Source organism: Pseudomonas sp. GLN_2, assembly GCF_043106005.1.
Classification (GTDB): Bacteria; Pseudomonadota; Gammaproteobacteria; order Pseudomonadales; family Pseudomonadaceae; genus Aquipseudomonas; species Aquipseudomonas alloputida.
This window is the reverse complement of record NZ_JBICMC010000090.1, coordinates 59,440-71,337: the sequence shown is the minus strand read 5'-3', so window position 1 is coordinate 71,337 and position 11,898 is coordinate 59,440. Positions and strand designations below refer to the sequence as shown.

Sequence of the window (11,898 nt, the reverse complement as noted above, 5' to 3'; positions counted from 1 at the left end):
CTCGGCTTTCCGATACAATGCGACACCGTGCCGACGACTGTGTCGGATAGTTCAGCCGAGGTGCTACATGGATATCATCGAAACGATCAAAGAGCAGATTGCCAACAACACCATTCTGCTTTACATGAAAGGCTCGCCGAATGCCCCGCAGTGCGGCTTCTCTGCGCGTGCATCGCAGGCCGTGATGGGTTGTGGCGAAAAGTTCGCCTACGTCGACATCCTGCAGAACCCGGAAATCCGCGCCAACCTGCCAAAATACGCCAACTGGCCGACCTTCCCGCAACTGTGGGTAGCCGGTGAGCTGGTTGGCGGCAGCGACATCATGCTGGAAATGTTCGAGAAGGGTGAGCTGCAAACCCTGATCAAGGAAGCGGCTGCCAAGGCCAAGGCTTCTGAAGCCTGATCTTCCGGCAAACATAAAAAAACCCGCGATCAGCGGGTTTTTTTATGGGGCGAATAGTTACTCTTCGCCCATCTGCGATTGCAGGTAGTTCTCGATACCGATCTTGTCGATCAGCCCCAGTTGGGTTTCCAGCCAGTCGATGTGTTCTTCCTCGGACTCGAGGATATCTTCGAGCACGTCACGTGAGCCGAAGTCGCCAGCGGTTTCACAATGGGCGATGGCGGCCTTCAGGTCGACCAGGCCTTGCTGTTCAATCTTCAGGTCACACTCAAGCATTTCCTTGGTGTGCTCGCCGATCAGCAGTTTGCCCAGGTCCTGAACGTTAGGAATACCTTCGAGGAACAAAATACGCTTGATCAGTTTGTCAGCGTGCTTCATTTCATCGATGGATTCTTTGTACTCGTGCTTGCCGAGTTTGTTCAGCCCCCAATCTTCGTACATGCGTGCGTGCAGGAAGTACTGGTTGATCGCGACCAGCTCGTTTCCGAGGATCTTGTTGAGATGCTGGATGACGCTTACGTCGCCTTTCATGTCGGGTTCCTGCCCTGTAGAAGTGTGTCAATCCACTGAAGTTTGAGCCCGATACTTAGGTGTGTCAAACCTAAGTTCTTGAATACTAAGTGAAAATTAATAGGAATAAGAATGTTTGTGAACCGCGTTGCAACGCTAACTTGTTGAATTTCGGGCATAAAAAAACCGGACACCAGGTCCGGTTCTTGAAATTCTGCGTTCAGGCAGCGGTAAATTCGACGGGGTAGGGCAAGGCCGCCTGGCTGACCTGAAGCTCGGTCAGGGTCTCGCGGACCACCTGCTTGGCCACGCAAGCGCATTTCCCACACTGGCTGGCGACATTGGTGGCGGCGCGCACTTCCTTGTAACTGCAGCATCCTTCATAGATCGCATCGCGGATCTGTCCGTCGGTAACGCCGACACAAAGACACACATACATAAGGGCTGACCATCGCTGGTTGGGTCGATGGGTTGGAGCTTAATGTTAATGAGAATGCTTGTCAAAGATCTTTCTGAGAGGGGTGTGCTTGAGCGACCGGTGGTCGCTTTGTCGACGGAGTCGGCCTGTCATGAGAAGCCGTGTATGATGGTCGGCCTTTGTTGGATGTCGGGCAAGCCCGTCTGGCCCGGCAAACGGTTTTTCACCCTCATCAGGAGATTACAATGAGCGTACTCGTTGGTAAGAAAGCCCCCGATTTCACCGTTCCGGCCGTGCTGGGCAATGGCGAGATCGTCGATAGCTTCAACCTGGCCTCGGCCATCAAGGGCAAGTACGGCCTGGTGTTCTTCTACCCGCTGGACTTCACCTTCGTCTGCCCGTCCGAGCTGATCGCCCTGGACAACCGCATCCCTGACTTCCAGGCGCGCAACGTGGAAGTGATCGGTGTGTCGATCGACTCGCACTTCACCCACAACGCCTGGCGTAACACCCCGGTCAACAATGGCGGCATCGGTCAGGTGAAGTACACCCTGGCTGCCGACATGACCCACGAAATCTGCAAAGCCTACGACGTTGAGTCCGAAGGCGGCGTGGCCTTCCGTGGTGCCTTCCTGATCGATACCAACGGTGTTGTCCGTTCGCAGATCGTCAACGACCTGCCACTGGGCCGTAACATGGACGAGCTGCTGCGTCTGGTCGACGCTCTGCAGTTCCACGAAGAGCACGGCGAAGTGTGCCCTGCCAACTGGAAAAAAGGCGACAAGGGCATGAACGCTTCGCCTGAAGGCGTTGCTGCCTACCTGAGCGAGAACGCTGGCAAGCTGTAATTGCTGCGTGCATAAAAAAACCGGCCTTCGTGGCCGGTTTTTTTATGCCTTCCTGTGCCGGCCTCTTCGCGGGCGCGCCCGCGAATGCCTTTGGCAGATCAATCGTTGAAATCGCGCCAGCCGCCCATTTCTTTCCAGCGGTTGACGATGCCGCAGAACAGCTCAGCCGTTTTCTCGGTGTCATAACGTGCCGAGTGCGCCTCCCGCCCGTCGAAATCGATGTCAGCGCTCTGGCAGGCTCGTGCCAGCACGGTCTGGCCATACGCCAGGCCCGCCAGGGTGGCGGTGTCGAAGCTGGAGAACGGGTGGAACGGGTTGCGTTTCAGGTCATTGCGCGCCACTGCTGCATTGAGGAAACCCAGGTCGAAGCTGCTGTTGTGGCCGACCAGAATCGCCCGCTTGCAGCCGTTGGCCTTGAGTGCCTTGCGCACGCCACGGAAGATGTCGGTCATCGCGCTTTCCTCGCTGACCGCCATGCGCAGCGGGTGGTCCAGCTTGATCCCGGTGAACTCAAGTGCGGCCGGCTCGATGTTGGCGCCCTCGAACGGCTCCACGCGGTGGAAGTAGGTGTGTTCGGGGAACAGGAAGCCTTTCTCGTCCATGCCGATGGTGACGGCGGCAATTTCCAGCAATGCATCGGTAGCGCTGTTGAAACCACCGGTTTCAACATCCACCACGACCGGCAGATAGCCGCGGAAGCGCTCGGCCATCGGGTGGCGAGGACCGCTGCTGCCTTGGGTGTCCAGGTCGTCTTCGTAAAGGTCTTCGCTCACGCGTTTTTCTCCAGCAGGCGCCAGCGCAGTTTTTCGCCAGCGCGCAGCGGGACTACGGTTTGCTCGCCAAATGGCAGGCTTTCCGGAGCGGTCCATTCTTCGCGGACCAGGGTAATGGTGTCGGTGTTCGCCGGCAGGCCATAGAAGGCCGGGCCGTGCAGGCTGGCGAAGCCTTCCAGCTTGTCCAGCGCGTTACGCTGCTCGAACGCTTCGGCGTACATCTCGATGGCCGCATAGGCGGTGTAGCAACCCGCGCAACCGCAGGCTGCTTCCTTGGCGTGACGGGCATGAGGTGCCGAGTCGGTGCCGAGGAAGAACTTCGGATTGCCGCTGGTGGCTGCGTCCAGCAAGGCCACCTGGTGGGTGTTGCGCTTGAGGATCGGCAGGCAGTAGAAGTGCGGGCGAATGCCGCCGACCAGCATGTGGTTGCGGTTGTACAGCAGGTGCTGGGCGGTGATGGTCGCACCCACGTTGGCCGGGGCCTCGGTGACGAACTGCGCGGCATCGCTGGTGGTGATGTGTTCGAACACCACTTTCAGCGTCGGGAAGCGCTCGACCACACGGCGCATGTGCTCGTCGATGAAGCGCTTCTCGCGGTCGAACACGTCGATCTCGCTGCGGGTCACTTCGCCATGCACCAGCAGCGGCATGCCCACTTCCGCCATTGCCTCTATGGCCGGGAAGATGTTGTCGATGCTGGTCACGCCGGAATCGGAGTTGGTGGTGGCGCCGGCCGGGTACAACTTGGCGGCATACACGAAACCGCTGGCCTTGGCCGCGCGGATGTCCTCGGGGCTGATGTTGTCGGTGAGGTACAGCACCATCAGCGGCTCGAAGCGGCTGCCGGCCGGGCGGGCAGCCAGAATGCGCTCACGGTAGGCGCCGGCCTCGTTGGCATTGCGCACCGGCGGCACGAGGTTGGGCATGATGATGGCACGGGCGAAGGTACGCGCCACGTCGCCAACGGTGTGGGGCAGGACGGCACCATCGCGCAGATGGATGTGCCAGTCGTCGGGGCGCAGGAGGGTCAGGCGATCGGACATTGGGGATTCCAGGCGGGTCGAACTCAAGCCCCAATCCTACCGGAAAACCCCGGGGCGAGCACGGCTATCAAGTTTTCCGGACAGCGTCCGATAGCCTGCAGGTAAGCCGCCAGAATTTGTGGAGCCGCCCGTGCGCCAGCGTTACCTAGCCCTGTTGACCCTGTTCGCCAGCCTGCCGGCCGGCGCACTGACTTTCCAGACACGCATGGAGAACATTGCCTGGAAGGTCGAGGGTGACCAGTTCGAGTGCCGTCTGAGCCAGCCGATCGAAGGTTTCGGCAGCGGTACGTTCGTGCGTCGGGCAGGCGAGCAGCCGGTGTTCCAACTGCGGTCGGACAGCAACGTACTGGGTGCCGGCACCGCCAGCCTGCTGGCTGCGGCAGCGCCGTGGCAACCAGGGCGTGGCGATATCAACCTGGGCAATGTGCGTATGGCCCGCAGTGGCGTGCTGTTCAGCTCCTCCCAAGGGCAGGCCAGCCGGCTGATCAACGGCTTGCTCGACGGGCGTAGCACCGTCGTGCGCAACTACACCGGCGAGGCGGGCAGGCCGATGGAGGTGCGAGTGCTGCCGGTCAGCTTCGCCAAAGCCTACAATGACTATCAGGTCTGTGCTGGCAAACTGTTGCCGATGAACTACGACCAGGTGCGCCAGACCCAGGTGGGTTTCCCCGGGGGCGGTATCGAGCTGGATGCGGCAGCCAAGGCGCGGCTGGACGTGATCCTCGATTACATGAAAGCCGACCCGACGGTGAATCATGTCGAGCTCAACGGCCACTCCGACAACAGTGGCAACCGCCTTACCAACCGCGACCTGTCGCGCCGTCGGGCATTGGCCGTTGCCGATTACTTCAAGGCTAACGGTGTGCCGGAGGAGCAGATCACTGTGCGCTTCCATGGCGAACGTTATCCGCTCGCGAAGAACAACAGTGCGTCGAATCGGGCGCGTAATCGGCGGGTGAATATCGAGCTGGATCGGGTGGCGGTGGTTGAGAAACCGGTGGAAAAGCCGGTTGAGCAAGCGGCGCCTGTTGTTGCACCTGCCTCGGGCGTCCCGGGGGCGAAGGCGCCCTGAGATCTGGTCGGTGCATGTCATGGGCTCGCATCAAGGCCACCAGGGGTTCGTCACAACATTTTCAGCGCCTGTGTCGAGGCGGACACCTGGCGGCGCTCGGTCTCACAGGCGCTGAACGCCTGAAGGCATGCACGCTGCGGTTCGACGCCCCTCCATGGTCCTCATGCCTCATGCCTCATGCCTCATGCCTCATGCCTCATGCCTCATGCCACATCCCGCAACCGACCGCCCGTCGCCCCTACGAAAGTTCTTGTCGCTTTGTCGTCAGAAGCTGTCGCCCCACTGTAAATTTATCCGCAACGCCGGTAGAATCGGCCCCTTTCCGTACAACCCCGTGGAGTGATGGCATGGCGGACGTAAAAAAGGTCGTACTGGCGTATTCCGGCGGCCTTGATACTTCGGTGATTCTCAAGTGGCTGCAGGATACCTACAACTGCGAAGTGGTGACCTTCACCGCTGACCTGGGGCAGGGCGAAGAGGTCGAACCGGCCCGTGCCAAGGCCCAGGCAATGGGCGTTAAAGAGATCTACATCGACGACCTGCGCGAAGAATTCGTGCGTGATTTCGTGTTCCCGATGTTCCGCGCCAACACCGTCTACGAAGGCGAGTACCTGCTGGGTACTTCCATCGCCCGTCCGCTGATCGCCAAGCGTCTGATCGAAATCGCCAACGAAACCGGCGCTGACGCCATTTCCCATGGCGCCACCGGCAAGGGTAACGACCAGGTGCGCTTCGAGCTGGGTGCCTATGCCCTGAAGCCAGGCGTCAAGGTCATCGCCCCATGGCGTGAGTGGGACCTGCTGTCCCGCGAAAAGCTGATGGACTACGCCGAGAAGCACGGCATCCCGATCGAGCGCCACGGCAAGAAGAAGTCGCCGTACTCGATGGACGCCAACCTGCTGCACATCTCCTACGAGGGCGGTGTCCTGGAAGATACCTGGACCGAGCACGAAGAAGACATGTGGCGCTGGAGTGTCTCGCCTGAGAACGCCCCGGACCAGGCTACCTACATCGAGCTGACCTACCGCAATGGTGACATCGTTGCCATCGACGGCGTCGAGAAATCCCCGGCCACCGTCCTGGCAGACCTGAACCGTATCGGTGGTGCCAACGGCATCGGCCGTCTGGACATCGTCGAAAACCGTTACGTCGGCATGAAGTCGCGCGGTTGCTACGAAACGCCTGGCGGTACCATCATGCTCAAGGCACACCGTGCCATCGAGTCGATCACCCTGGACCGCGAAGTCGCTCACCTGAAAGATGAGCTGATGCCAAAGTATGCCAGCCTGATCTACACCGGCTACTGGTGGAGCCCGGAGCGTCTGATGCTGCAGCAGATGATCGATGCTTCGCAGGTCAACGTGAACGGTGTGGTGCGCCTGAAACTGTACAAGGGCAATGTGACCGTGGTTGGCCGCAAGTCGGACGATTCGCTGTTCGATGCCAACATCGCCACCTTTGAAGAAGATGGTGGTGCCTACAACCAGGCAGATGCTGCTGGCTTCATCAAGCTCAATGCACTGCGTATGCGCATTGCCGCCAACAAGGGCCGTTCGCTGCTCTGATTGCTGGTGTGTGCGAAAACCCCGGCTCAGTCCGGGGTTTTTTTATGCCCGCGCAAAGGCAGGTTGTTCAACTTCGATGGCTTACATCATCGCCCTCAAGTGCGCAGATCGAAAGCTGCGCACATTGACGTCTCTCCAGATTGCAAAAGCGCCAGACTCGCGTTGGCTCGGGCGGTTGGGCAAGTGCGTGCAAGAGTTGCTGCTCCATCATGCGATAGGCGTCGGGGCCGGAAAACATGAACGTGACAGGCTCGCCCTGTACCGCCTCACGGGCATCATTGGAAATCGCGGGTGTGGCCACACTGTTCAGTGCTGGCGTGTGGGGCTGTGCTGTGCTGTCGGGTAGCGGGTTGTAGAACGACTTGTAATTGAAGTTGAGCGTCAGAAAGAACAGTGCCGTCAGAAAGAATGGAAAGCCTACCAGGAACCAGGTGTAGAGCTTTTGGCTGGACTCGCCGAGAAATGGCAGTGTGGCAAGGGCGGAGGCTTCGATGATCCCCGCGAAGATGGCAATGATCGTCAGCGGGGCGACAGGTTGTGCTTGGGTCATATGGGCCGTCTCCAGCGGTTTTGCCCATCTTTACCTTACTGCTGTACTCAACTAAAGGCTGGATTGTTTCCCGGGGGAGGAATGATCGTCAGAGAACCTCGTTGTATGACTTTTTCAACGTGTTTGAATCGGAAGTTTTCCTCTGCTCAAGATCAGTATTCAACTGGTACGTTTATGTCAGCGGGTGGTACCGTTTCTTTCGGTAATAAGTAATTTGTTTGTTACAACCTTAGCCATTGTGTGTAGGAAGTTTCTGTAAGTTCTGTAGGCTTTGTCTGTCCATGGCTTTCGCTGGTAAATCGCCGCGCCAGCAAGCGTCCTGTCGGTTATGGTGGCGTGCCAAAGCAACAACACTGTATGGATATCGCATGAATAAAGTGCTTATCGTGGATGATCATCCGGTCATACGCCTGGCCGTACGCATGCTGATGGAGCGGCATGGGTATGACGTTGTGGCGGAGACTGACAATGGGGTAGCTGCGCTGCAGCTGACACGGCAACACCTGCCGGATATTGTGGTGCTGGATATCGGTATCCCGAAGCTGGATGGCCTGGAGGTGATCGCCCGCATGGCGACATTCAGCCCGGGTAGCAAGGTACTGGTGCTGACGTCGCAGGCCCCCGGCAATTTTTCGATGCGCTGCATGCAGGCAGGTGCGGCGGGTTACGTGTGCAAGCAGCAGGAGCTTACCGAACTGCTTAGCGCTATCAAGGCTGTGTTGTCGGGTTACAGCTACTTCCCCAACCAGGCCTTGCATGCGTCACGTGGCAGGGGGGCGGGAAGCGAGACGGACATGGTGAATCGCCTGTCTGCGCGAGAAATGACGGTGCTGCAACAACTGGCGCGAGGGCGTTCGAACAAGGAGATTGCCGACAGCATGTACCTCAGTAACAAGACGGTCAGTACTTACAAGTCTCGGCTGTTGCTCAAGCTCAATGCACGGTCATTGGTTGACCTGATCGAGCTGGCGCAACGGCAAGGTCTGAACTGATCGCCAAGCCTTGAAGCCTCCAGCCAGGAGGCTTTGCCAAGGCTATCGGTCCATGACTACGGGACCCGCACTACAGGTCGTAATCGAAATCGGCCAACTGCTTTTGCAGGCGCCGTTCTTCCAGCATGTTGTCGATGGTGCGGCGTTTGCTCAGGTTGGTTTTTGCGATTTCAACCTGTGGCTCCGCGTCATCGTCTGCGGCAACAAAATCATCATCGATCGACAGGTCGTCTTTATCGGTACTCATGAGTCGCTCCAAGCCAAGGGGCCATTGGCCGTCCTTATAACCAGAAAGCAGACGCTGGTAAAAAAGATTTTTTCAATCGACGTGAGTGGTTTTTGGCTATCGGCTCAATCGTCGGAGGTTTTGTGCTTGTACTCGCACAAATCTTCGATCCTGCAGCTGCCGCACCTTGGCTTGCGCGCCTGGCATACGTAGCGCCCGTGCAGGATCAGCCAGTGGTGGGCGTCGAGCAGGTAGTCCTTGGGTACAAACTTGACCAGTTTCTTTTCCACTTCCAGCACCGTTTTGCCTGGCGCGATGCCCGTGCGGTTACTCACCCGGAAAATATGGGTATCCACGGCCATGGCCGGTTGGCGAAACGCCGTGTTAAGCACCACATTGGCTGTTTTGCGGCCGACGCCGGGTAGCGCCTCCAACGCTTCGCGGGTTTGCGGTACCTGGCTGTCGTGGCGCTCGATCAGCAGCCGGCACGCTTCTATGACATTCTTGGCCTTGCTGTTGTAAAGCCCGATGGTCTTGATGTATTCGCTGAGGCCTTCAACGCCCAGGGCATAGATGGCCTCGGGGGTGTTGGCGACGGGGAACAGGCGGGCAGTGGCCTTGTTGACGCCGACGTCGGTGGATTGCGCGGACAGTGTCACGGCGACCAGCAGTTCAAACGGGGTCGTGTAGGCCAGTTCGGTCTTGGGGTCGGGGTTGTCTTCGTGCAGCCTGCGAAAAATCTCCAGGCGTTTGGCGGCATTCATGAAATCAGGGCTTTCCTTGACGATGTGGGTGGGCAGGGCCCGGAAGCAGGCGATTGTACAAGGCCAGCAGCAGTCCCAGCAGCAGTAGCGCACCAGGGGCGAGGCTGGCCAGGTGCAGCTCGGCATGGTCAGCCAGCCATTGGCGGCTGGCGCCCAGCAGCAGGCAACTGGCAAAGACAGCGCCGAGGTGCGTTGCGAGCAGGCGCCAGCGGTGTTGGTCAGGCAATAGGTGGTCACTGGCCAGGCATTGCAGGCACAACAATGCGGGATAGTGGCCCAGGGCAATGGCCAGTGGTAGCAGCCAGGCCCGCATGGCCAACTGCAGGCAACTGGCCAAGGCGGCCAGCAGCAGCAGGCTAGCCAGTACATATGCCCAGTTGGCCATGTGTTTACGCAGTGGCGCCAGCAACAGTTGGTGCAGGCCCCCCATCACTACTGCGCACAGGCCGATGGCCGCGCCTTCAGCCAGCGTTCGGGTGGCACCCAGCAGTGGCGCCAGGCTCAAGGCCAGCAGGCAGAACCTATTCATGGGTGGCGCCCTCCAGCAATACACTACGCTGCTCGTCGAAATAGCTCAGCGCATCCTGCAATGCGGCGATCACCGCTCGCGAGGTCACGGTTGCGCCGGCCAATTGGTCAAAGTCACCCTGGTCCCGCTTCAGCGCCCAGTGATCGCCCTGATCGCGGTTGTTGAACTGACTCAGCCAGTGCAATCGCGGATCCCCCAGGCGGTCGCCCAGCCCGGGGCTTTCCTGTTGTTCGACAACCTGGCTGCCGATCAGCCGGCCGTCCATGGTGATGGCGACGCTCAGCACGATCGGCCCGGCATACCCCTGGGTCTGTGTGATCAGGACAATGGCGCTTGGCTTACCTGCCAAAGTGGCACGGTAAGCCGCCAGGATACGGCTGTTGGGCCTCTGTGCGGCGGGCCTTGGCAGCGGGCTTTCCAGGGGCTGGTTGTCATAGCTACCGTCGGGCAGCACGGCCAGCCGTTGGCGGCTTTGCAGCTGCTTTTCAGCGCCGGCGATGGCCGGACCGGTCCACTGCCGCCAGGCCAAGGTGGCAGACACTGCCAATATTCCAGTCAGCAGCAGCAGGCCCACATCCCGAACCCCGCGCTTCATCGGGCTGCCTGCTGACGCTGCACAGCCATGCGCTCGAGTGCCGGTGCCAAAAGGTTCATCAGCAGGACGGCGAACGCGGTGCCATCCGGGTAGCTGCCCCATGTACGAATCAGGTAGATGAGCACCCCTGTCCCCACGCCGAAGCACAGCTTGGCCCAGTCGTCTCTGGGGCCGGACACTGGCTCGGTCGCAATGAAGAAGGCTGCCAGCATGGTCGAGCCGGAAAACAGGTGCAGCAAAGGCGAGCCATTGGAGTCCGACCCCGAACCGTTCCAGCCCAACAGGCTGAATACCACTAGCCCTGCCAGCAAACCTGCCGGCGCATGCCAACTGATCACCTTGCGTTGCATCAAGAACAGGCCGCCAAGCAGGAATGCCAGGTTGACCCATTCGCTGCCTGCCCCGCCAATGTTGCCAAAGCCCGGATGGCTAGCGAACAGCTCGTCGATGGTCAGGCTGCGGTTGTGGCGCAAGCCGTCGAGCAATGTCGGACGGGCCCAGGCATCGATCTGTTCGCCCCCAGCGAACACCTGCTGCACGCTGTCGAGCAGGCCTGGGGCCTGCCCAGGCCAATGGTTCATCTGCAACGGGAAGCTGAGCAGCACGAAGGCATAACCTACCATGGCCGGATTGAACAGATTTCGCCCGACCCCACCGTAGGCTTGCTTGCCGATACCGATCGCGACACTTGCCGCGATGACCGGCAGCCACCATGGCGCCAAGGTGGGCAGGGCGGCCGCCAGCAGCACGGCGGTCACCAGTGCGCTGCCGTCGTTTAGCGCCTGGCTCAGTGATTGGCTGCGCAGTGCCAGCAGCAATGCCTCGCACAGCAGCGCGGCACTGGCGCACAGCAACAGGTTCAGCATTATGCCCCAGCCATGCAACCAAAACAGCGCCAGCAGTCCAGGCGTGCAGGCGAGCAAGACCAGGCGCATGCTGGTACGTAGTCGCGGATCGGGGCTGCTCATTGGCCAAACATTCCGTTGAAACCGGAAAGCGCCATGGCCATTACCCCGGCGCCGATCAATTCTATCGGCAGGCCGCGCATCGCGTCGGGAATATCCGCGTGGGCGCTGCGCTGGCGCAGGTCGGCGAACACCATCAGCGCGAGCCAGAAGCCGCCCCCCGTCAGCAAGCCTTGGAGCAGCATGGTTGGCCAGGTGCCGTCGTCGCTTGTCTGTTGCAGGGCCAGCCCAAGCACTGCTGCATTGCTCAACAGCAACGCTGGCAACCCCACTACAGGCCAGGCCGGGCGCCACTTGGCCAATAGCCAGGGCAGGCCCCAGGCGAGCAAAGCCAGCCAGGGCAATAGCAGAAACAGGGCAAGATCGTGGATGTGTAACGGGGCAAGTACCGCGTGCACCAGCAACTGCGCGCCGATTACGCCCAGGGCGATGCACAGGGCGCAGGCCAGGCCGTGCACTTGCAGTTGCAGCCCGGAGAGTGGCTGTCGAAGCAGGCACAGGTGATTGATCAGTGCGGCGCTGATCAGGACCAGGATGTAGTCATTCATGAGATGACGATAGCCGGGAATCGGGGCGATTGTCCGGGTTTGGCATGAAGGGGCCTGCGTAATTGTGGAAGCGGGCAGGCCGCTCCCACAATGGCCC

Annotated in this window: 16 protein-coding genes; 5 read left to right on the top strand and 11 right to left on the bottom strand. The window is 60.0% G+C overall.

Going from position 1 to position 11,898, the window contains the following annotated elements:
* Nucleotides 1-67 precede the first annotated feature (67 nt).
* Complete coding sequence (gene grxD / locus ACF8Q6_RS22580) at nt 68-403, top strand: Grx4 family monothiol glutaredoxin (RefSeq protein ID WP_003254949.1); 336 nt, start codon at nt 68-70, stop codon at nt 401-403.
* Nucleotides 404-460: 57 nt separating this feature from the next.
* Here the strand turns inward: grxD and bfr are convergent, their stop codons facing one another.
* Entirely contained in the window at nt 461-934 is a 474-nt protein-coding gene (gene bfr, locus ACF8Q6_RS22575) for a bacterioferritin (RefSeq protein ID WP_003254948.1), read from the bottom strand.
* 199 nt (nt 935-1,133) lie between these two features.
* Nucleotides 1,134-1,352: a bacterioferritin-associated ferredoxin gene (locus tag ACF8Q6_RS22570; RefSeq protein ID WP_003254947.1), complete on the bottom strand. Its 219-nt coding sequence runs from the start codon at nt 1,350-1,352 to the stop codon at nt 1,134-1,136.
* Nucleotides 1,353-1,576: 224 nt separating this feature from the next.
* Between ACF8Q6_RS22570 and ACF8Q6_RS22565 the strand changes: the two genes are divergently transcribed.
* The gene (locus ACF8Q6_RS22565) at nt 1,577-2,179 is read left to right on the top strand and encodes a peroxiredoxin (protein ID WP_003254945.1); all 603 of its coding nucleotides are present in this window, start codon (nt 1,577-1,579) and stop codon (nt 2,177-2,179) included.
* A gap of 98 nt (nt 2,180-2,277) precedes the next feature.
* Here ACF8Q6_RS22565 and rnt read toward each other — a convergent pair whose 3' ends face one another.
* On the bottom strand, nt 2,278-2,889 hold the full coding sequence (gene rnt, locus ACF8Q6_RS22560; protein ID WP_010952252.1) for a ribonuclease T: 612 nt from the start codon (nt 2,887-2,889) through the stop codon (nt 2,278-2,280).
* Nucleotides 2,890-2,948: 59 nt separating this feature from the next.
* Nucleotides 2,949-3,995 (bottom strand): dihydroorotase, encoded by a 1,047-nt coding sequence (pyrC, locus tag ACF8Q6_RS22555; RefSeq protein ID WP_014755516.1) that lies wholly within the window; start codon nt 3,993-3,995, stop codon nt 2,949-2,951.
* 130 nt (nt 3,996-4,125) lie between these two features.
* On the opposite strand from pyrC, the gene ACF8Q6_RS22550 reads away from it, so the two are divergent.
* Entirely contained in the window at nt 4,126-5,067 is a 942-nt protein-coding gene (locus ACF8Q6_RS22550) for an OmpA family protein (RefSeq protein ID WP_392491240.1), read from the top strand.
* 347 nt (nt 5,068-5,414) lie between these two features.
* A complete protein-coding gene (locus tag ACF8Q6_RS22545; protein WP_003254941.1) occupies nt 5,415-6,632 on the top strand; it encodes an argininosuccinate synthase in 1,218 nt (405 codons plus the stop codon).
* A gap of 67 nt (nt 6,633-6,699) precedes the next feature.
* Here ACF8Q6_RS22545 and ACF8Q6_RS22540 read toward each other — a convergent pair whose 3' ends face one another.
* The gene (locus ACF8Q6_RS22540; protein ID WP_392492648.1) at nt 6,700-7,182 is read right to left on the bottom strand and encodes a hypothetical protein; all 483 of its coding nucleotides are present in this window, start codon (nt 7,180-7,182) and stop codon (nt 6,700-6,702) included.
* A 368-nt stretch (nt 7,183-7,550) separates the two neighbouring features.
* Between ACF8Q6_RS22540 and ACF8Q6_RS22535 the strand changes: the two genes are divergently transcribed.
* Nucleotides 7,551-8,174, top strand: a complete 624-nt coding sequence (locus tag ACF8Q6_RS22535; protein ID WP_003254939.1) for a response regulator transcription factor — start codon at nt 7,551-7,553, stop codon at nt 8,172-8,174.
* A gap of 70 nt (nt 8,175-8,244) precedes the next feature.
* Here ACF8Q6_RS22535 and ACF8Q6_RS22530 read toward each other — a convergent pair whose 3' ends face one another.
* From ACF8Q6_RS22530 to ACF8Q6_RS22505, 6 genes are all read right to left on the bottom strand, one after another.
* Complete coding sequence (locus tag ACF8Q6_RS22530) at nt 8,245-8,421, bottom strand: PA3496 family putative envelope integrity protein (protein ID WP_010952256.1); 177 nt, start codon at nt 8,419-8,421, stop codon at nt 8,245-8,247.
* A 104-nt stretch (nt 8,422-8,525) separates the two neighbouring features.
* Nucleotides 8,526-9,164 (bottom strand): endonuclease III, encoded by a 639-nt coding sequence (gene nth, locus ACF8Q6_RS22525; protein WP_003254935.1) that lies wholly within the window; start codon nt 9,162-9,164, stop codon nt 8,526-8,528.
* 4 nt (nt 9,165-9,168) lie between these two features.
* A complete protein-coding gene (locus tag ACF8Q6_RS22520) occupies nt 9,169-9,693 on the bottom strand; it encodes an Rnf-Nqr domain containing protein (RefSeq protein ID WP_392492646.1) in 525 nt (174 codons plus the stop codon).
* Entirely contained in the window at nt 9,686-10,288 is a 603-nt protein-coding gene (locus ACF8Q6_RS22515) for an RnfABCDGE type electron transport complex subunit G (RefSeq protein ID WP_392492644.1), read from the bottom strand. Before ACF8Q6_RS22515 ends, ACF8Q6_RS22520 begins: the two co-directional genes overlap by 8 nt.
* A complete protein-coding gene (locus ACF8Q6_RS22510; protein ID WP_392492642.1) occupies nt 10,285-11,256 on the bottom strand; it encodes an RnfABCDGE type electron transport complex subunit D in 972 nt (323 codons plus the stop codon). Before ACF8Q6_RS22510 ends, ACF8Q6_RS22515 begins: the two co-directional genes overlap by 4 nt.
* The gene (locus ACF8Q6_RS22505) at nt 11,253-11,801 is read right to left on the bottom strand and encodes an Rnf-Nqr domain containing protein (RefSeq protein WP_392492641.1); all 549 of its coding nucleotides are present in this window, start codon (nt 11,799-11,801) and stop codon (nt 11,253-11,255) included. Before ACF8Q6_RS22505 ends, ACF8Q6_RS22510 begins: the two co-directional genes overlap by 4 nt.
* Nucleotides 11,802-11,898: the final 97 nt, after the last annotated feature.